Source organism: Pleionea sp. CnH1-48 (assembly GCF_024124665.1).
Lineage (GTDB): Bacteria > Pseudomonadota > Gammaproteobacteria > Enterobacterales > Kangiellaceae > JAMXSB01.
Map to the genome: position 1 here is coordinate 13,875 of NZ_JAMXSB010000004.1, position 18,387 is coordinate 32,261.

An 18,387-nucleotide genomic window follows, 5' to 3' on the forward strand; every position below is an offset into this window, starting at 1 on the left:
CGGTTACATCGCTGTTTTGCATCTGTGATTTTAGAACAGTTAGGGTGAATCATTTATGGCTCATGCACCACAAATAAAAATTCCAGCGACTTATATGCGCGGTGGAACCAGTAAAGGCATGTTTTTTAATCTAACGGATTTGCCTGAGGCGGCCCAACAGCCAGGCGAAGCTCGTGATAAATTATTATTGCGCGTAATCGGTAGTCCTGATCCATATGGCAAGCAAACCGATGGTATGGGCGGGGCTACATCAAGCACCAGCAAAACGGTCATTTTATCAAAGAGCGAAAAAGCCGATCACGACGTAGATTATTTGTTTGGTCAGGTATCAATTGATAAAGCTTTTGTAGACTGGAGTGGTAACTGTGGCAACTTAACCGCTGCGGTAGGTTCTTTTGCAATTAGTAGTGGCTTGGTGGATGCAGAGCGCATTCCTGAAAACGGCATTGCTGAAGTTCGTATATGGCAGGCAAACATCAAAAAAACGATCACTGCACATGTTCCTATGACCAATGGTGAAGTACAAGAAACCGGTGACTTTGAGTTAGACGGTGTGACTTTTCCAGCCGCTGAAGTAAAAGTTGAGTTTATCGATCCTGCTGATGGCGAAGGTTCTATGTTCCCAACGGGCAATCTGGTCGATGATTTAGAAGTACCTGGTGTTGGCACTTTTAAAGCAACGATGATTAACGCGGGTATCCCTACGATTTTCTTGAATGCTGAAGACATCGATTACACAGGCACAGAGTTACAAGAAGCCATCAATGGCGATGACAAAGCATTGGCCATGTTTGAAACCATTCGTGCTCATGGCGCGGTTAAAATGGGATTAATTAAAGACGTTGCAGAAGCCGCAGCGCGACAGCATACGCCTAAGGTGGCTTTTGTCGCCAAACCACAAAGCTATGCAGCCTCTAGCGGAAAAGACATTAGCAGCGACGACATTGATCTTAACGTGCGAGCTTTGTCGATGGGTAAGCTCCATCACGCTATGATGGGAACCGCAGCGGTGGCTATTGCAACTGCTTCAGCGATTCCTGGTACGTTAGTTAACTTAGCCGCTGGCGGTGGTGAAAGACAATCGGTTCGTTTTGGCCACCCATCAGGTACACTACGAGTTGGCGCAGAAGTTGAACAGCAGGGTGATGAATGGCAAGCTAAGAAAGTCGCCATGAGTCGCAGCGCGCGCGTATTGATGGAAGGCTGGGTAAGAATTCCTGGCGATACATTTTAGTCACTAGAAATATCAATCTGCAGTTTTGCATTGGTAGCAGAGAGGTTTTCGTAAATGAAATGGGTAGTGATTGGACTCTGGTTGGCCATTATGGGTTCCACCTCTTTGTCTGCTGCAGATAAGCTGTATAAGTGGGTGGATGAAAAAGGGCGGGTGCATTATTCTGATAAGCCTCCGCCCAAAAGCAATGCGCAAGAAATTGAGCTTAAATCTGCCGGAGCGCCTATTGCACCAGTAGAAGATAAAAAAGCTCTGGTATTGTTACCTAATGAATCCGCAGCTTATTTATGGATTGTATTAAAAGAACCGATGCTGACGCCTGAGGTTGCTGATAAAGGATCGCTTGGGGCATTTTACTTTGGCCCTGAGTGTGTTTCTCCTACAACGCTCAGCTATCAGGAGGCTAAGCAGCGCGATTGGTTATCGCGTATGACCTACCAAGCTCATTCTATTATTCCTGACGTATCTTTTGCATTTAACCGCGTGGGTTATCAGAGTCGTTCGGCACAACAAATCAATTACCGACGCAATCTGGTCAACCAGCCTGGGCTAGTGTTGATGGCTGAGTTTCAGCAGTTGTCGATTCATTTATGCGCACCTAAGTGGAGCGGTTCTTATCGTAATAAACGCATTAAAGTCGGCAAAGCTAAAAACTTGAGTCTGAGTAACTTTTCTCGCCAGCGAGGAGAGATGCTAGTTAATTGGAAGTTAATTGATCCAGATAATGACAAAGTGCTGTATCAAGCAACAACTCGAGGTGCTGCGCCAGATTGGAAAAAGTGGCGTTCGCTTAGAGAACTGACTCGGGAATTATTTATTCAATCGGGTTATCAACTTTTAGCAGATAAAAAACTAAAAGCGGTATTAATGGCGCATCCTAAAGCGAAAAAGAAATCTGCGAAAAAGAAGAAAGAGCCCTCCATTGCAGAATCATTGCTCGACTCGCTTAATTTTAATAATTATCGACGTCGTGCGCATCTGGGCAAAGCTTTGTCCTACCTTTCGCAATTAAAAACTCGAGTGGTAGAGTATTATTATCAGCATGGCCGCTTTCCAAGTGGTCAAGAGTCTTTAGGCATTCAGGATTCTAGTGCAGTGTTACAAAGTTATTCTATTGAGTCTGTTGAAGTCGGTGGGCACGGAGAGCTAACGGCTTATTTGAGTGGCCAACACTTTGAAGAGGGCGACCGGATCAGTTTGTTCCCTAGTGTTGATGGACAACACATCCTTTGGAGTTGCCAATCTAATTTAAAAGCCAGTTTAGTCAAAAGTCTGTCATGTTCTGGTGAGTAATATAAAAGGCCGCTTAAAGTAAGCGGCCTTTTTTTTCTTGCAAAATAATTATGCGACAGCTTCGGTAAGTGACTTTGACTCTTTGGCTTCAATAGCAGCATAAATACCTTCCCAAAGCTGAGTTCTAAGCTCTAGCGCTTTGACTGCCACCTGTTGACACCTTTCTAATTTTTGTTGGTTATTATCACATAGACGGGTCAGCATATTCATGGCCAGTGGACCATGTTCGTCGCCGTCAACTTCGATATGACGATTGAAGTAGTGCACTAACGAAGCCGTTTGTTCTGGATAGGTATCTGCCAGGTGTTCAATAAACTCCATAAACATAGATGGAATTAAGTTCTCACGGCCAATAGTAAATGCTGCGGCAATTTCGTAAGTTTCACCATTGAGGACCAGGTCTAAAGTAAATTCGACAAAGTCACGAATAGACTTGGGCAAACTTTCAATATGCTTGTAGAAGTCTTCGCCATGTTTAATGGACTCAACAAAATTTTCGATGGCTTCGGTATCGGCACCACATTCTTTCATAGCAATGATGTACCATTCGAAATGACTGAGTCCACCAACAACCTCGTCACTTTCTTCGCCTAAAACAATTTCGTTGATCATTTGTCGAACAGCAGGATCTCCCTGAGGTACCCAAGGCAGTTGCGTATTCGTTAAGCGAAGCTGTAAGGCTTTGAGTAAAGACATAAAGTCCCAAACAGCGTACACATGGTGACTCATAAAGATTTGAAACGTTTCCAACGAATCTAAACGAGTGTACAAGGGATGGTTAAGCAACGTGTGTTGCGCGTTTTTAATATCTTCGTTAATCAGCATCATGATAGAAGCCTTTATCAAACAGTCACGATTAAGATATACCGAACGTTTACGATGTCGCACTATCACAATTGTGAATATGTGAGGCGTTCACAAACTTTTTTTAAATTATTCTTTGCTGAAATGAACGGTACTGTTTATTGAGATGCAGGCTTGATGGTTTGAGTTATTACTCAGATAAACTTGAATTGGTTTTATGAAATAAAAATAAATGTCTTGTTAAATAAAATTTAAAATGCTCAACAGCAGCTGACTGTTGAGCATGAATTTTTATACAGCTAGCCAAGGACTTTTTTGAATACATCAATGACTTTAATAATATCATTGGCTTGCATATTCAGATGTGTAACGAGTCTCATAGTTTGACCTTTAGGCAAAATAATATGAGCTTTGTTGGCTTCTTCTATTAGCTTGTCTAACTTTTGTTGAGGTGTTTTTACAAAGACCATATTTGTTTGAGCACTGTGAGGCAAGCATTCGACAGCATCGATTTCTTGCAGACCTTTAAGCAGTAATGATGCATTGTCATGATCATCTTGTAGGCGCTCTACATTATTCTGCAAAGCATACAAACACGCTGCCGCTAGCATACCAGCTTGTCGCATACCACCACCTAACATTTTGCGCCAACGACGAGTATTTTTTATGAACTCTGCTGAGCCGACTAGTACAGAACCCACGGGAGCGCCTAATCCTTTTGATAAGCAAATAGAGACAGAGTCGTAGTCTTTTGTTAAGTCACGCACATGAGTATTTTGAGCAACAACGGCGTTAAAAATTCTCGCTCCATCAAGGTGGAGTAGTAGATTGTGTTCTTCGCAGATAGCTTTAACTTGCGCCGGATAATCCTGTGGCAAACATTGCCCGGCATGAGTGTTTTCTAAACACACAAGCTTGCTTTTTGCAAAATGAAGATCGTCTGGTTTGATAACGGCTTTAATATCATCCAACGGCATATAACCGTCGTCGTTAAAATGAATAGGCTGCGGTTGAATGCTACCTAATACCGCTGCGCCTCCTGCTTCGTATTTGTAGGTGTGGGCGTGTTGACCAACAATGTACTCTTCGCCACGTTGGCAATGAGTGAGCAGAGCTAATAGGTTGGTTTGAGTACCACTAGAAGCAAATAGGGCCGCTTCTTTTCCGAGTAGCTCGGCGCAGTATTCTTCAAGTTGATTGATGGTTGGATCTTCGCCATAGACATCATCGCCTACTGGTGCAGTATGCATGGCGTCTTTCATTGCGGCAGAAGGCAGAGTAACCGTGTCGCTTCTCAGATCAATGAGGTGACTCATAAAAGGCCTTAAGGTTGAATCGAAGGTCTCTCAGTGTTACCCATTTGTAGAGGGGATTCAAGTACCGGAGTCACAAGGGCTTTGCGCAACTTAGATGGGGCAAATGACAGTTCGTTGCCTTTGATTTGAATGCCTATCCGATTGAACAATTCGCGGTAGTCTGGATAAGCCGTTAAGTCTTGCGCCTGGCTAAATAGTGGAACAAACAAGGGATAGCCTACAATATCGTCAAGCACTTTAGAAAGTTCGCGGGCTGACATAGTGTCGTCTTCTGGATGGTGCTTACGAGCGAACTCCGCTAATACTTTGTCCAGTGAGTTTCCTGATTTTCGCAAGATTAAATCAGCCTGAAACCAAAGGAGAGCACCCGTCCAATAGACGCGGCGATGAGCACCATAGCGACGAACATTTTTGGAGACTTCGCTGAGTGGGCGGCCCGAGGTGCGATGGTAATTGTCAAAGCCACGCTTAATACCACCCCAAAAGCGGCGGAAGGCTTGTTCTTCACTAACGACCCCATGTCTGGCCATAACAAGATACTGGTAATAGCTGGCAATTCCCTCTGATACCCAGGCGTCTTTTAAGTCAATGAAGGGTAATAAGAGGTGAGAAAACTCATGGTAGGCAGTCCAGTCCTCTATAAAGTTTTTGATAGGATGCTCGGGCATAATAAAGAACTGAATGCTGATGCCACCCCCTCGTAATACATGAGCGTAGGGCGCAGCCTCACTGCCTTGGCTGATAGGAGTGAGCAGCACTTGAACATAGTTGGTTGGGAATTTTCCGTGTACTGTCGATACTGCCGCGACGGCATTTTCTATCCAATGAACCAGTTGTTTGCGTTTAACATCATCCACTTTGTTAGTGAAAGATATATCAAACAGAATGGAACCTTTTTTAAACTTGTTTTGTTGAAAACGACCAAAGACAGACTTGGTCAAAAAGTATTCTGGTTTGAATGGGTAGATACGACCATTTTCAGTCGACGGTGCCCAAGGTAAAGACACGTTAATGTTGGTCGGTTTTTTTAGCCACAGAGCGAACTCAGTATCATCGTTGTAATGGGTAGGAAGCCACAACCAAAGGGAAGTGGGAAGTAAAAAGATGTCTTTTGAAATCTTAGACCATCGTTGTGTACTGCGTTTGTTCTGCTTCTGAAAAGCGAGCAAATCCACTCGGTAGGGCAGGCAGCCACTTTTATCGAGTTTCTTAATTCGGATCTTATTGTTGTCCCAGTGGCCAAAGCGAGGGTGAATACGAATAAACTTACGACCATTGCGGACATTAGATTCGAGGTGTTTGCTTCTTACATTTTTAAAACATACCGAAAGGTTGAGCACTTCTAACGATGTATCCATCGAAAGAATGTACTGAACTTGTCCTGCAAAAACGCTCTTGCAGGCAAAACCGGTAAGTAGTAATAGCAATACTCTTATTAGCACACTAGATTCGCTTATAAATGGTGTTCTATTTAGTTAGTACGTATTCGAGCGAGGTTGTTGCGCAGATATTAAAACAAATAATAGAAGTGTTTAATTTTTGTACGCTTTGCCAGGGGAACCATGCTCATACAGCTGCATATTTATTCATTTATTAAGACTTTCTCATATTAACATTATTCGTACGAAGGATGTGCAATAATTGCGACGAAACTTCAATGATTTATTTAATTATCGGACCATCAAAAAAAGCTTTGACAATCGCGCTAGCGCTCTATAGAATGCGCGCCATCTCGACGAGAGAGTCTGTTTTTGTCCCCTTCGTCTAGAGGCCTAGGACACCGCCCTTTCACGGCGGTAACAGGGGTTCGAATCCCCTAGGGGACGCCATATTTTAAAAGCCCGCTTCAATGAAGCGGGCTTTTTTTTGCCTGAAAATTGCCGCCAAAGTATTTTCCTCAAATGATGATTGCTCATAAGCTTATTGGTCTTTGGAGCCAAACAGTCGCAAGAGCCATATCTTCATCTTGTAAATCTTAAACTACTTGGATAAGTAGTTTAAGGCAAGCGTTTTACATCGAGTATTTTTATTTGAGATTTATGCGCGGTTGTATCGTGCTGAAATTCTAATACTAAAACAAGGACGAGTTGGATTATGCAGGGGATTGTGATTTAATTGCGACCGCATATCTCTAAAGTTGTATATGTTATGTATTGAATAAAGGAAAAGAAATGAGATTCATTATTATATTAAGTGCACTGTTTGTTTTGACCAGTTGTAATACTAAAAAGCTAAAGCAGGAAGTTGCTGAGCCGCCAAAGGCCGTTGTTGAAACCCCTAAAGTAGAAACAGCCAAAAAGGAAATGACGAAATTCATGTACATTGATTTGGCCAATGGATTGTCAAAAAAACACATGTGCGAAATAGATGTAAGGGTTGCTAAGTGCACGGGAAGTACCAGTGTTAATTCTTGCAAAGATAATATTCAGCGTGTTTATCCTTATTGTTCAGAAAGGTTACTAAAAGTCATGCCCGAAATTATTCCTAACAAACAAGAGGCGACAAAGTATGGAACTCTTTTAGCTCAGTGTTTAACTTTTCAGATGGCTAATGTGCAAAACATGACGCCAAACGAAGTTAATGCTTGTTTTAAGGATGTAGAAAATCGTTTTTAGTTTTAGCAGAGCAGCGGATACGCTGCTCAAATAAGTTGAGTGCTCGGCCATTGAGTAGCTCTTCGTAACTAGATAGTATTTCATTAGGTTTGTTAGGGTGGCTTTATAAAGAAAGAACGGAGACAGGACGTCTCTTCGGCCTATAAAGTACTACATCAGTTATTATCATGTATTAAGTAAGGAATTTTTCGATTAGATGAACGAGATAATTGTTTATTTTGAAAACAACCCATCTATTTGGCTGTTATTCATTCCTATCTACGTTGCAGTTCTAGGGCCTTTCTTTTTCTGGGGGTGGAAAAAGTCAAAAGCACTTTTTGATGGCGTTGATTTTTCTCAAGCCCTATTTCGAGAGAAAGGAGTTTCGGGGCATTCAAAGAAATCATTGATCACAAGAATGGGTGGTGCGCGAAATGCTTTAGACGTGAGCGTTACCGAGACCGACTTGTGTATTAAAGGTACTTTTTTTGCCTTTACTGCGATGGGCTTTATTGGTGATTTGACTCGAAAAACGCCTTTGGAGGATATAAAGTCGGTATCTCGTGTCAAAGGAAGGATTGAAGTAGCCTTTCACAACGAAAGCAGTATTTCGTTAGTATTGAAGGACGAAGAAGGCTTTATTAAAGCTTTAAAAAAAGATGGTTAGACAAGCTTAATATACAGAAAATAAGAAGCTCCGTTGGATTAGTTATGACAAATACATTTTATAAGACACCGTTAAGCGATATAGGTCGTCCAACTCAAAAGCGAGTAAAGCTTGGCAAAGTATTATTCATAATTGGAGCTTTGTTGCAGTTGGGCATTTTTTATGGGACGCCAGCCTATATTTATTCTATGTACAATGCGTTTCAAGAAATTACACTGAACGGTAACGGCGATTCTCAAGCAATGGCTAATATGATCAGTTCTTCACTTTCTCACTTGGTCATTGGAGTCATTGTTGCTTTTCCTGGCTTGGTCCTTTCTTCTCTCGCACTATTTATTTCTTCCTATCAAAACAAATTTTTTAAAGCTTATTTTTTGGTTGCTTCATTGTTCTGGATATTAGCGTTTCCAGTAGGTACAGTGTTCGGGTTGATATTTTTGATTATTGTGATTGTTAAAGGCAGAAGGAATGAAAAGGAAGTGGAAGTATTACTTGATAGAGGGTAAGCGTAGTTGGCTTCTTATTGAATAATCAGAAAGAGCATTAGATACCAAGTGTGATACTAAGGAAGTTAAAGGTCTATTTTTATGTATAAAGAGCAGTTTTTAGTAAAAGTGATTTCTCTAACATTGAGTTAGTATTCTATGCACCAAAAACACTTGAATATTCTTTCTGAACAATTGGGCGAGTCATTTCATCAACTCTCGCCATTGGTGAGACAGGTACATATTGGTAAGCAATGTATTAAAGGTAATGTAAAAGTTGAACGTGGGAATCTTGTTGCGCGACTAATCTGCAATCTCTTTGGCTTTCCCAAAGCCAATGATAATGTTGTTCTAAGTGTAGACTGCTGCCATTCAGGTGATGGAATTGAGTGGTTTCGCAACTTCGATGGACATATTATGCGTTCTCACTTCATTGCTAAAGAAGACTTCTTGGTAGAAAAGCTTGGTCCTCTCGACTTGCACTTTCGAGCCGAGGAAGAAGAGGGAACTCTAAAATATAGGTTCTTTAAAACTAAGTTTTGGAGAATTCCTTTGCCTGGTTTCTTAAGCCCTAATATTTATGCTGTGGAGTTTGAGAGCAATGAAGTGTATCAATTTAAAGTGAAAGTCAGTATGCCTTTTGTTGGGCTTATTCTGGCTTATGGCGGCAGTATGCAGCTTGTGAATGATGGTGTAGAAGCTTGATTTACTCTGACTTGTAATATTGTTGCTCGGTTAGGGACTAGGAAAATGAGTGCGAACCGATGGATAGAGGTTGGTTGTTTTTTGTAGTGAGGAGATAAAATGACAAAGTGGCTTTGGGGAGGCATTGTAGCGGTTGTAATTCTGGCCTGGGCTCTGAATCCTTTGGTTAAGCAATGGTTAGTTGATAATCATGCAAAGATGGCTTTGGAAGCTTGTGGCGGCAAAGACAATATCGCTGAGGTAACAGTGGATAGTTACAAATGTAAAGAAGGGCGTAAGAGCTAAAATTATCAACACAAGATGTTTGATTTTAATAAGAGCAAGAAGTAGACAGGAAGGTATATGAAGCACTTAATCGGTGGTTTTTTAGGTGGGCTATCTGGCACATTATTATACGAAGTAGTGATGAATTCTGATGAAGGTGTAGACTTTTATCGAGCTGTTTTTGTCGGGGTTTTCGTAGGAGTTGCTTTGGTTATCGCTGCTAAGTTTGATAAAAAGAAAAGCCAGAATTAGGATAGACATTTTATATATTAAATAAGGAGAATATGATGGGAGCCTGGTCTCACGAACCTTTTGGAAATGACACTGCCTGTGATTGGGCTTATGAACTGGAAGAATCTAGCGGATTTTCCTTTATAGAGAGCACACTAGATAAAGCGATTGCAGAAGCGAACGATTACCTGGAATCTACCGAAGGCGAAGAAGCGGTAGCAGCCATCGAAGTCATCGCTAAGCTGATGGATAAGGGAACCCAATCGGATTCTTATACTGAGTCTGTTGAACTATGGATTAGCAAAAACAAGCAGACTCCCTCACCAGAACTCGTAGATAAAGCATTGAAAGTTATTGAGCTATTATTGTCGGAGAATTCTGAGCTTGTGGAACTATGGGAAGGGCAGGAAGAATGGTTCGAGTCTGTTAATAAGCTAAAGCTTGCTATAAGTGCTTCGTAGAGTTGAATGAGTAATAGCTGCAAAAATATAAGGAAAACAGAATGGGCCGTGAAGACTGGTATCGAAATTTAGAATGGAATGATGATATAGAGACCCAATTTTTTCAGAAACTTAATCGAGCTCGTGATAAAGCGCAGTATTTAAGAATTCAGGCTTCTATTCTTGCACAAAAGAAGCCTGATATTTCCCTTAATCTTTTGGAACAGTATTTTGCACTGAATGATGATTTTGGCAATGCTCCGGCTTATTGTGATATGGCATCAGCTTTTCTCGCGAAAGGTGAGGTTGATAAATCGATAGAGTCTTATGGCAAAGCTTTAGCCAGAGAAGAAGAGTTTCCTAATATTTTAACCGGTGCTTATCTTCTATATCCATTAACCATTGCAGAGAACAAGCGAGCTAACTTATACCAACAGGCTATCGATGTTTTGGATAAGCATCTGAGCCGTTTAACGTTTCCTGTTGAGTATTTTCAGTGGAATGCAGCAAAGGCCATTATTGCTGCTGAGTATGGCGATAAAGAGCAAGCGTCAAAGTATGTTGAGAGTGCATTTGATGCTGCTGAAATAAAAAAGTCGGGGTTTCGTTATCATCAAAGCCTAGGGCTTGTGGGTGAGGAGTATAAAGCCTTGATTAAGGAGTTGCGTTCTATATCGTCTTAGTGGTTGTTGCTAATGTAATAAAAGGTCGGGTTTTGTGTTTGATTTGGCTGAGTTTCTTTTTGAAGTTTTCAAGTTCTGGCGATTTGTCTTCAGCAGAGAATATCGTTCGGACTCTATCACAGATTTTAAAAGAGCTGATTTTATTGATAAGTTTTTCCATATTCTGGATGCAATGATGGCTACTGTTATTGGTTTCGTTCTGCCTATACTCGTTATTCATTGGATATTAAGTTAATTGATTGGTCAGTCAAAGTTAATAGAGTTGGATGTAGCTACTTTAATATTGTTTGATTAAATATTGTTCAGATGAGTTCATTTTACCGTAGCTCAGTATTATTTAGATTTTGATTTACGCGATATATGTAATATAAAGATGAAATTGCAGACTAGTGGTTGGAAAATATCAAGCTCAGGGGCTTGTGTACCCCAGATGAGTTGGTGTGGTTTTGGAGTTGTTAATAAGTCCGGAGAAGGATAATGGCTATTTTTCAGAGAAAGACGATTGTTATAGTTTTTGCGTTATTGATAGTTTGGGGTATCGCGGATGGGTGGTCTAACGCTCATAATTCTGAGATTGCGCTTGAGACGTGTGGTGAAGGTAATGTTGCATCGGTGAATTCTGATGGGTTTACGTGCCGCAAAAAGAAGAGCTAAATAACGGGACTATATACAGTTGGTTTGATAGCAACAGGAAAAGTAGGGTGTATGGTTAGAAGAAAGAAACAGAAGAAGGGTAAATCAAGAACACCCATACTTGTTATTGGTTTGTTATTATTACTGGGTACTTTGTGGACAGCTTATGATACTCATCAGTTTATAAAGTATTCCAAAACGACAACTGGAGTCGTGGTAGATTTGGCAGAGAGTACCGACAATGACGGAGATACCCTCTATTATCCTATTATCGAGTTTGAAGCTGGTGACCAGCTAGTATATGAGTTTAAATCAAGTGAAAGCTCTTACCATGATGACGAGATGGGACGAAAGATCAGTGTTCGTTATTTGATCACGGATCCCTCTGATGCAAGAATCAATCGCTCAAGGAATACATGGGAAAGCACCTGGTTTGGCTTCTTGTTATCCATGATTTTTTTGGTGCCTTATTTTTTGGATAGGATATTTAAGTTTAAGTAGCCGGGCTGGAAGAAAAGTAGGCATTGCTAAGCTTAAGGGTTGTGTAGTTAGGTGAAAGAGATAGACAAACAGATCACTAGCGTATTTAAATCCATTGAGTTAGTACTTGGAATTTCATTGTTTTGTTTCGCCTTATGGAAAAGCTACACCATCAGTGAGTTCATGCTCTACTCCAAAAGTGCTGATGGTGTCGTAGTGGATTTTGTTGAGTCGACGGATGGTGACGGAGACGCGGCTTATTATCCTGTTATTGAGTTTGAGGCAAGTGATCAATTGATTTATCAATTCGAAGCTAGCATTCTTGTTTATGAAGATGATGGGGAAGGACAATATTATTCGGTTCGATACTTAATTACGGATCCATCTAATGCCAAAGTGAATGGATTTTGGCGCATTTGGGGCTATACTATTGCTCTATTTGTTATTGCTTTGGTCATTATTTTGCATTACTTGTTTGCTAAAAAAAGTATGTTTGAAGAACGTTAGGTTGGAAATTGAACTCCTTCATTTTTAAAAATGAACCCAAATTAGTATTAAACGCAATTCACTACTCTACATAGTAAAGTGAAGCATGAGCCCAGATAATAAAGAAATAATTTCAATCATCGGAATCTTAATTGTTGGTTCCGCTTTTATCTTGGGTTCGCTTTATATTCTCAGAAACCTGATTAAGTCGATTCTCGCCATTGATTGGCCGAAGGCGGATGGAAAGGTAATCAAAAGTAAACTTGAGAAAGAAGAGTTTGATGATGATTACACCGCAAACATAACCTATAAGTATTCAGTTAATGATATCGAATATCAATCCAGTTGCGTGACTTTTGGGCCTACACTAAACTGGAAATCCACTTCAAAATACTTGGTTTCTCGCTTTCGCAATCAACAGAAAGTGCAGGTTTTCTACAATCCTAATAAGCCAGAAGAGTGCTGTCTTATTCCTTGGTTTCATTGGATATATTTTGAGGAGCTGTTGTCACTTATTATATTTGGACCATTGGGCTACTTCTTTCTCTCAAGCTTTATCAACAAAATGTTTCCATAGTTACCTATTTAAGCCGAAAAGCATACCCAAAAAACCCCTGTAAAAAGAAAAGCATAGCGTTATAATGCTTGCTCCATCTTGCGAGGACCAATAGAAATGAAAAAAGCCGTTGTTTTGTGTTGTAGCATGATTATTTCAACATTCGCCGGTGCAGCTGATGTGGCCGCAGGCAAGGCCAAATCTGTTGTCTGTGCCAGTTGCCATGGTAACGATGGGGTAGGAGTGTTGCCTAATTATCCTAACTTGGCTGGTCAAAAAGAAGCCTATCTGGTTGAACAGATAAAGGCCTTTCGTGACGGTAAACGCAAAAGTCCCTTTATGTCGCCCATGACCAAGGGCTTAAGTGACGCCGACATTGATAATCTGGCTGCATATTATGCAGCGATGCCTGCCAAGAAATAGCAATCCACACAGGGAAAGCTGAGTAAGCTTTGAGTCGATAATGCATATATTCGTCGTCTTTTAAATATGCAGCGGTACTGGCTGCATTTTGAAATACTTTGGATATAAATTAAGAGTAGTGAGTCTATATGGACGCCATTGATTTATTAGTAAACCGTACATCACACGGTAAATTAAAAGCTCCAGGTCCAAACAACGAGCAGTTAACCACCATGCTTAAGGCCGCTTTGAGAGCGCCAGATCATGCCTGTTTGAAGCCCTGGCAGTACCTGGTCTACGAAGGTGAAGAAGCATTAAACTGGTTGGGTGATTTGTTTGCTCAGGCCAAACAGGCGCAAGACCCTAATATCTCCCAAGAAAAGCTGGATCGAGCCCGTTCTTTGCCGTTGCGAGCGCCTATGGTTATTATCGCGGTGGCGAAAATAAAAGATCACCCGAAGGTACCTGCGGTCGAGCAGATTATTTCGGCGGGTTGTGGCGTTCATTCCATCCTGTTAGCGGCGGAAGCCATGGGGCTTGGCGGCTACTGGCGCAGTGGAGAGCTCAATTATAGTGCGGATCTTAAGCGGTTGTTGGAGTTGGAAGAAAGCGACGAAATCGCAGGGTTTTTGTACTTGGGCACGCCAGAGTACCCTAAGCGAGCATTGAAAGACATTGATATTGATGATTTTGTCGAGTTTCGCTAATTGATATTTTAAATCGTTGGGAAGTGCTAGAAGCCTTCCCAAATTTTACTTTTTTCAGCAGGATCGGCTGTCCCATCTCTTAATGCATTAAGGCGGCGATACTTCTCTTCTTCCTTTTTTCGGCTATCAGAATGGCTGTCTGCCTGAGTATCTAACTCTTTCAAAAAACGATTCATCTCACTTTCGTAGTTACGGTCAATCGACATTGCTACCTGCTCTCCGGCTTGTATTCCTTCCCTAATCATAGCGATAACATTGCATTTTGAAAACTGTTTTTATGGATTTAGTGGCAACACTGAATGACTAAGACAACTTTATGTGAAGTTAAGAATAGATTTTGCGATCACAAGATGAGCATGAGTTGATGAAGAACTAAAAGTTAAGCGCTCACAGAAAGCTGCTCGTCATTGGAAGTTATGCGTTGCCATTCGTATTTTTACTTTCTGTAGGAAAACATGAAAGGTTGAGTTCGCTTTGGGATTTTACAAACAAATCATTTTCCAAATTATCTGCAAATAACCACTCTTTTGTTTCGGTTGCCGGATACATTTCTTTGATATTGCTTAATTGAGTTTTTAATTCTTAATTAATGGATTTTTTCATAAATAAAATTTTTAATCGCTGCTCAATAAACAGCGAGTTAACTCATGTGTTGCTTATTGTCTCGTTGAATATTTCCTTTATCTAAGCTTTGTTATACATCTCAAAATATTTCTTACTAAAGCCTTTTTCTCGTATTGAATCGATATTTTTCGAGCGATAGTCTGTCGCGATATCCATACGCAAACTTTTTAACTTGGATAAAAAACTAAAAATAAAATGATAATTCTGCTTGGTTGAGACAAACAAAAATAGGTAGGCATCGAATGAAAAGAAGAGGTTTTATAAAAGCGGCTGGTTTGGTTTCTACGATCCCTGGAGTAACGTTATCTCGAGAAGTTAGTGCTGCTTCGAGCTCATCGTTTCCTGACTCGATTATGTATGGTGATTTTTCAGCAACATCTGGAACACTTAATGTGATTCAGGGGCAATTACCAAGTGATCTTTATGGCCACGTACTGATGGCAGAAGGCATTCCTCTTGATCGAAACCACCTTACTCCTAATGGTCGAGGTGCAATAAGCCGAATAGACTTTCAGAATAATGATGTTCACTTTACTCGTAAGATGATCGATACCCACTCTGCGTTGATGCAGGATAAGGTCAGCGGATTGTTTGATCGCTTCCACTTAATGGGGGGCATGATCTACGTTAGTCCAAACCTTGGGTTTATGAACTATTGCAATACCGCACCTAATTACATGGGAGACAATCGATTTGCCTTGAGTTATGAAGGTGGCGTGCCCTATGAGTTTGATGCCCATTCGCTAGAGTTGATTTCGCCTATTGGTGAGCCTGATGAATGGAAAACCAGTTTACCGCCCGCCGCCGATTTCTTTGCTCCTGATAAATGGTTGTTCCCACAGGTGAGAACAACTGGTCATCCTTTTTTTGATTTGGAAACAGGAAACTGCATTACCATTAATTATGGTGGCAACGTTGGCACCACAGGCCTAAGAAACAGTTTCATACGATTGATCCAGTGGGATCGTCTTGGGCGATTTAAGTCATGGAATATCGTGGATCGCCAAGGCAACAATGCTTTTCTTGTGGCGACCTCTCACTCATTAGGCGTAACGCGTAATCATATTCTCGTATTCGAAACGGCAGCACGTGTAGAAAATACTCGACTACTAGGTACTCATATTGTGGTGCCTCAGCAACATAGAACGCCTGTGTGGGTTATTCGCAAAGCAGATTTGATCCATGGCCGAGAGAATGTTGTTGCAGACTATCTAGAGTTGGATTTTGATACCTCTGACATCATGTGTAACTATGATGACAGTGGCGATGAAATTACGCTGTATGGACAATATCTTGGTGCGATGGATAAGTCTGAGCCTCAATACTTCTGGGAGCGTCTGCAGTTCGGTGGGCGCGTTGATTCCGGCATTGCTGGATATCCTGTGGCTCCGGTTGATGTCGGTGGTTTGGTTCGAGCTCGAATCCAGGTGTTACCTGATCGAGTCAGAGAGATAACGTCTGATTTTAAATTGATTCGAGATCAACATTTGCTGTGGGATATGAACGATCCTGCTTATCGTGGACATTTTCAGTTTCCAGAAAGCTTTGAACATATTTACTGGTCTGCGATTGGTTATCGGCCCGAGCATCTGGTGCGTCGAGTTGCTTATGCCTATCGCAATTATCCTGGCCGGTTATTTACTAATGATGATCTACCTCAACAGTCTATACCTTCTGCGTTAGTGCACATGGATTGTCGAACCATGACTATCAGTGACTCTTACCAATTTCCTGAAGATTGTGTTATGCGCACACCTCAGTTTATGCCTCGTCGAGGCTCTAGTGCGCAAGATGATGGATACATTTTTACCGCTGTTGTCAGAAAACACCCATCTGGAGAAACTTCAAATGGCAAAGAATGCTGGCTATTTGATGCAGCAAATCTATCGCAAGGCCCTGTATGTATTCTTGCAAATGATCATTGGAATTTTGCAACCACGAATCATGCGTTGTGGACTGAGTCAGTCACGCCGCAATGGAATTATCCCTATAAAGCCAATTATGCCGATCATTTCCGCGAAAAAATGCCCTGTCATTCGCGCAAGGTAAGAGAGGCTGTAGAGAGTCATATTCTTCCCCGGTTCAGTTAACTAGCACCAAGTTGAGCTCGTTCTTGACTAGCAATAATAAATGGAGAAAACAATGAAACTGAAACATCTGGCTGTGTCTTTGATGTCTGTGGCGATGATTTCGGGAGGTGCTTATGGCCTCTATCATCAGCAACAGCAAGAAACCTTAAAAAACTATCAGGGAACCTATGAGTGCCATCCCGATAAAATTTACGATCCTGCCTCGATTGAAGAAGTACAAAGTATTGTTCGAACGGCGGCAGCAGAAGGGCGCACCATTATGACGGGCAACAGAAAGTTTGCCAGTCAAATTGATGCTGCATGTGCTGACGAAGGCCAGATTCAGATTACCTTAAAGAACATGAATCATATTGTTCATTTTGATCGTGATGCAAAACAGGTCACTGTCGAAGCTGGTTTACGTTTTAACGACTTAAATGAATTTTTACGAGAGCAAAAACTAGCCGTCAACATGGTGACTGAGCTAGGCACTTTTACTATCGGTGGTATGTTAGGTAGTGGTACTCATGGTTCTTCCTTGATTCGCCATAATATGCTGGCAGACTACATTACCGAGATGAAGATCATTGACGGTTTAGGTAACTTAAGAGTATTAACTGGTGAACAGTTGAATGCTGCCAGAGTGAATCTAGGCGTGCTCGGTGTGGTCGTCGAGGTGACCATTCAGTTAGAAGATGCTTTTAAAGTAGCAGCTCATGTCTATGGCAAGAGGGATGACAGTAATCTTGAGAACGATATCTTAACCATTGCAAGAAACAACTACTCTACGAACATTGCCTGGTTTCCGGGAATTGGCCGCTATACGGTAACTACCTATCATGAGCTGCCTTTAGAAACTGGCGGTAATGCTTTTAATGCGCAGGCCGAGGTGTCGGACTTAGAGGAAACTCTATTTAAGTGGTTATTTGATGCGCTTCATGAAGTGCCTGGTTCTGGATTACAGTGTTTAGCTGCTCGAGTCCGTTACAGCCGAAGAGATTCTTCTTATTATCGCGACCTGGATACAAAGCGTATTCAAAGTAACCCGGTAGGGCATTCTGATCAGATGCAGTATTTTGGCTGTAAAGATCCTGACTCATGCATTTGGGATCGGTTACCCATTGCCTTGCAAGAAGTTGCCATTCCTATTGACGAGTTGCCTAACTGGATCCGTGATGTGAAACAAGTATTAGAGCAACACCCAAGAACTTGTTTTCCTCTCAATGGTATTTACTTTCGATTTGGTAAAGCGTCGAACAGTTACTTGGGAATGAATGCGGGGCGTGATACTGCCTACCTGGGCATTGAGTATACCCTACGTCAAGAAGGCAATGCAGTGCCTAAGAATTACTTCGTTAATCTAGAAATCGAACAAATGTCATTGCGTAAGTACGGCGCGCGACCTCATTGGGGCAAAAACTCGGTTGCTATTTTTGAAGACATGCCATCGCGTTTTCCTAAGTGGGACCAGTTTATGGCCTTTAAGCAAGAGATGGACCCCAACAATGTTTTTACTAACGATTTTTGGCGGCGAGCCAGTGGTGAAACACCGCTAAGCAATTATATGACAGCGGGTTGCAATATGCGTGGCGAATGCTATTGCGAAAATGACTCCCATTGTGAAGAGGGGACTCAATGTTCCGCCGGTAAATATTTTAGTGATGCCAAAATTTGTCGCTAGAAACGATAAGGCCACATACGGTGGCCTTTTTTA

The 18,387-nt window shown here is 41.5% G+C and carries 22 protein-coding genes and 1 tRNA gene; 19 read left to right on the forward strand and 4 right to left on the reverse strand.

Going from position 1 to position 18,387, the window contains the following annotated elements:
• The first annotated feature begins 55 nt into the window (after positions 1-55).
• Together prpF and NH399_RS07390 are read left to right on the forward strand one after the other, a co-directional pair.
• Positions 56-1,234 carry a 2-methylaconitate cis-trans isomerase PrpF gene (prpF, locus tag NH399_RS07385; RefSeq protein ID WP_253038233.1) on the forward strand — a complete coding sequence of 393 codons (1,179 nt, stop codon included), beginning with the start codon at positions 56-58 and terminating at the stop codon, positions 1,232-1,234.
• Positions 1,235-1,288: 54 nt separating this feature from the next.
• A complete protein-coding gene (locus NH399_RS07390) occupies positions 1,289-2,527 on the forward strand; it encodes a DUF4124 domain-containing protein (protein WP_253038234.1) in 1,239 nt (412 codons plus the stop codon).
• Positions 2,528-2,575: 48 nt separating this feature from the next.
• On the opposite strand, the gene NH399_RS07395 is transcribed toward NH399_RS07390, so the two are convergent.
• The 3 genes from NH399_RS07395 to NH399_RS25855 all read right to left on the reverse strand — a co-directional run bounded on the left by NH399_RS07395 (position 2,576) and on the right by NH399_RS25855 (position 6,089).
• Positions 2,576-3,355: a DUF3050 domain-containing protein gene (locus NH399_RS07395; protein ID WP_253038236.1), complete on the reverse strand. Its 780-nt coding sequence runs from the start codon at positions 3,353-3,355 to the stop codon at positions 2,576-2,578.
• Between the two features lie 275 nt (positions 3,356-3,630).
• The gene (gene ltaE / locus NH399_RS07400; protein WP_253038238.1) at positions 3,631-4,647 is read right to left on the reverse strand and encodes a low-specificity L-threonine aldolase; all 1,017 of its coding nucleotides are present in this window, start codon (positions 4,645-4,647) and stop codon (positions 3,631-3,633) included.
• Between the two features lie 8 nt (positions 4,648-4,655).
• Positions 4,656-6,089: a hypothetical protein gene (locus tag NH399_RS25855; RefSeq protein ID WP_253038240.1), complete on the reverse strand. Its 1,434-nt coding sequence runs from the start codon at positions 6,087-6,089 to the stop codon at positions 4,656-4,658.
• A gap of 311 nt (positions 6,090-6,400) precedes the next feature.
• Between NH399_RS25855 and NH399_RS07410 the strand changes: the two genes are divergently transcribed.
• The 15 genes from NH399_RS07410 (at position 6,401) to NH399_RS07480 (ending at position 13,980) form a co-directional block, all read left to right on the forward strand.
• Positions 6,401-6,476 (forward strand) — tRNA-Glu (locus tag NH399_RS07410).
• 342 nt (positions 6,477-6,818) lie between these two features.
• A complete protein-coding gene (locus tag NH399_RS07415; RefSeq protein WP_253038242.1) occupies positions 6,819-7,262 on the forward strand; it encodes a hypothetical protein in 444 nt (147 codons plus the stop codon).
• A 196-nt stretch (positions 7,263-7,458) separates the two neighbouring features.
• Positions 7,459-7,908, forward strand: a complete 450-nt coding sequence (locus NH399_RS07420; protein WP_253038244.1) for a PH domain-containing protein — start codon at positions 7,459-7,461, stop codon at positions 7,906-7,908.
• A 44-nt stretch (positions 7,909-7,952) separates the two neighbouring features.
• The gene (locus tag NH399_RS07425) at positions 7,953-8,414 is read left to right on the forward strand and encodes a hypothetical protein (protein WP_253038246.1); all 462 of its coding nucleotides are present in this window, start codon (positions 7,953-7,955) and stop codon (positions 8,412-8,414) included.
• A gap of 138 nt (positions 8,415-8,552) precedes the next feature.
• On the forward strand, positions 8,553-9,098 hold the full coding sequence (locus NH399_RS07430; RefSeq protein ID WP_253038247.1) for a DUF4166 domain-containing protein: 546 nt from the start codon (positions 8,553-8,555) through the stop codon (positions 9,096-9,098).
• A 99-nt stretch (positions 9,099-9,197) separates the two neighbouring features.
• Positions 9,198-9,383 carry a hypothetical protein gene (locus tag NH399_RS07435; protein WP_253038249.1) on the forward strand — a complete coding sequence of 62 codons (186 nt, stop codon included), beginning with the start codon at positions 9,198-9,200 and terminating at the stop codon, positions 9,381-9,383.
• Positions 9,384-9,440: 57 nt separating this feature from the next.
• The gene (locus tag NH399_RS07440; RefSeq protein ID WP_253038251.1) at positions 9,441-9,614 is read left to right on the forward strand and encodes a hypothetical protein; all 174 of its coding nucleotides are present in this window, start codon (positions 9,441-9,443) and stop codon (positions 9,612-9,614) included.
• 32 nt (positions 9,615-9,646) lie between these two features.
• Positions 9,647-10,054 carry a DUF4259 domain-containing protein gene (locus tag NH399_RS07445; protein WP_253038252.1) on the forward strand — a complete coding sequence of 136 codons (408 nt, stop codon included), beginning with the start codon at positions 9,647-9,649 and terminating at the stop codon, positions 10,052-10,054.
• A 41-nt stretch (positions 10,055-10,095) separates the two neighbouring features.
• Positions 10,096-10,716, forward strand: a complete 621-nt coding sequence (locus NH399_RS07450; RefSeq protein ID WP_253038254.1) for a M48 family metallopeptidase — start codon at positions 10,096-10,098, stop codon at positions 10,714-10,716.
• A 477-nt stretch (positions 10,717-11,193) separates the two neighbouring features.
• Positions 11,194-11,370 (forward strand): hypothetical protein, encoded by a 177-nt coding sequence (locus NH399_RS07455; RefSeq protein WP_253038256.1) that lies wholly within the window; start codon positions 11,194-11,196, stop codon positions 11,368-11,370.
• Between the two features lie 51 nt (positions 11,371-11,421).
• A complete protein-coding gene (locus NH399_RS07460; protein WP_253038258.1) occupies positions 11,422-11,850 on the forward strand; it encodes a DUF3592 domain-containing protein in 429 nt (142 codons plus the stop codon).
• 51 nt (positions 11,851-11,901) lie between these two features.
• Positions 11,902-12,336, forward strand: coding sequence for a DUF3592 domain-containing protein (locus NH399_RS07465; RefSeq protein ID WP_253038260.1), 435 nt, complete (start codon positions 11,902-11,904; stop codon positions 12,334-12,336).
• 85 nt (positions 12,337-12,421) lie between these two features.
• Positions 12,422-12,892, forward strand: coding sequence for a DUF3592 domain-containing protein (locus tag NH399_RS07470; RefSeq protein WP_253038261.1), 471 nt, complete (start codon positions 12,422-12,424; stop codon positions 12,890-12,892).
• 96 nt (positions 12,893-12,988) lie between these two features.
• Positions 12,989-13,294: a cytochrome c gene (locus tag NH399_RS07475; protein ID WP_253038263.1), complete on the forward strand. Its 306-nt coding sequence runs from the start codon at positions 12,989-12,991 to the stop codon at positions 13,292-13,294.
• A 128-nt stretch (positions 13,295-13,422) separates the two neighbouring features.
• The gene (locus NH399_RS07480) at positions 13,423-13,980 is read left to right on the forward strand and encodes a nitroreductase family protein (protein ID WP_253038274.1); all 558 of its coding nucleotides are present in this window, start codon (positions 13,423-13,425) and stop codon (positions 13,978-13,980) included.
• A 26-nt stretch (positions 13,981-14,006) separates the two neighbouring features.
• On the opposite strand, the gene NH399_RS07485 is transcribed toward NH399_RS07480, so the two are convergent.
• Entirely contained in the window at positions 14,007-14,225 is a 219-nt protein-coding gene (locus NH399_RS07485; protein ID WP_253038276.1) for a CBU_0585 family protein, read from the reverse strand.
• 621 nt (positions 14,226-14,846) lie between these two features.
• Here NH399_RS07485 and NH399_RS07490 point away from each other — a divergent pair.
• A complete protein-coding gene (locus tag NH399_RS07490) occupies positions 14,847-16,694 on the forward strand; it encodes a carotenoid oxygenase family protein (protein WP_253038277.1) in 1,848 nt (615 codons plus the stop codon).
• Positions 16,695-16,746: 52 nt separating this feature from the next.
• Positions 16,747-18,354 carry a D-arabinono-1,4-lactone oxidase gene (locus tag NH399_RS07495; RefSeq protein WP_253038288.1) on the forward strand — a complete coding sequence of 536 codons (1,608 nt, stop codon included), beginning with the start codon at positions 16,747-16,749 and terminating at the stop codon, positions 18,352-18,354.
• Positions 18,355-18,387: the final 33 nt, after the last annotated feature.

What these genes read in the sequence shown, in the direction of transcription:
- prpF (WP_253038233.1), top strand. Translation starts at nt 56, where the DNA reads ATGGCTCATGCACCACAAATAAAAATTCCAGCGACTTATATGCGCGGT.
- NH399_RS07390 (WP_253038234.1), top strand. Translation starts at nt 1,289, where the DNA reads ATGAAATGGGTAGTGATTGGACTCTGGTTGGCCATTATGGGTTCCACC.
- NH399_RS07395 (WP_253038236.1), bottom strand. Translation starts at nt 3,355, where the DNA reads ATGATGCTGATTAACGAAGATATTAAAAACGCGCAACACACGTTGCTT.
- ltaE (WP_253038238.1), bottom strand. Translation starts at nt 4,647, where the DNA reads ATGAGTCACCTCATTGATCTGAGAAGCGACACGGTTACTCTGCCTTCT.
- NH399_RS07415 (WP_253038242.1), top strand. Translation starts at nt 6,819, where the DNA reads ATGAGATTCATTATTATATTAAGTGCACTGTTTGTTTTGACCAGTTGT.
- NH399_RS07420 (WP_253038244.1), top strand. Translation starts at nt 7,459, where the DNA reads ATGAACGAGATAATTGTTTATTTTGAAAACAACCCATCTATTTGGCTG.
- NH399_RS07425 (WP_253038246.1), top strand. Translation starts at nt 7,953, where the DNA reads ATGACAAATACATTTTATAAGACACCGTTAAGCGATATAGGTCGTCCA.
- NH399_RS07430 (WP_253038247.1), top strand. Translation starts at nt 8,553, where the DNA reads ATGCACCAAAAACACTTGAATATTCTTTCTGAACAATTGGGCGAGTCA.
- NH399_RS07435 (WP_253038249.1), top strand. Translation starts at nt 9,198, where the DNA reads ATGACAAAGTGGCTTTGGGGAGGCATTGTAGCGGTTGTAATTCTGGCC.
- NH399_RS07440 (WP_253038251.1), top strand. Translation starts at nt 9,441, where the DNA reads ATGAAGCACTTAATCGGTGGTTTTTTAGGTGGGCTATCTGGCACATTA.
- NH399_RS07445 (WP_253038252.1), top strand. Translation starts at nt 9,647, where the DNA reads ATGATGGGAGCCTGGTCTCACGAACCTTTTGGAAATGACACTGCCTGT.
- NH399_RS07450 (WP_253038254.1), top strand. Translation starts at nt 10,096, where the DNA reads ATGGGCCGTGAAGACTGGTATCGAAATTTAGAATGGAATGATGATATA.
- NH399_RS07455 (WP_253038256.1), top strand. Translation starts at nt 11,194, where the DNA reads ATGGCTATTTTTCAGAGAAAGACGATTGTTATAGTTTTTGCGTTATTG.
- NH399_RS07460 (WP_253038258.1), top strand. Translation starts at nt 11,422, where the DNA reads ATGGTTAGAAGAAAGAAACAGAAGAAGGGTAAATCAAGAACACCCATA.
- NH399_RS07470 (WP_253038261.1), top strand. Translation starts at nt 12,422, where the DNA reads ATGAGCCCAGATAATAAAGAAATAATTTCAATCATCGGAATCTTAATT.
- NH399_RS07475 (WP_253038263.1), top strand. Translation starts at nt 12,989, where the DNA reads ATGAAAAAAGCCGTTGTTTTGTGTTGTAGCATGATTATTTCAACATTC.
- NH399_RS07480 (WP_253038274.1), top strand. Translation starts at nt 13,423, where the DNA reads ATGGACGCCATTGATTTATTAGTAAACCGTACATCACACGGTAAATTA.
- NH399_RS07485 (WP_253038276.1), bottom strand. Translation starts at nt 14,225, where the DNA reads ATGATTAGGGAAGGAATACAAGCCGGAGAGCAGGTAGCAATGTCGATT.
- NH399_RS07490 (WP_253038277.1), top strand. Translation starts at nt 14,847, where the DNA reads ATGAAAAGAAGAGGTTTTATAAAAGCGGCTGGTTTGGTTTCTACGATC.
- NH399_RS07495 (WP_253038288.1), top strand. Translation starts at nt 16,747, where the DNA reads ATGAAACTGAAACATCTGGCTGTGTCTTTGATGTCTGTGGCGATGATT.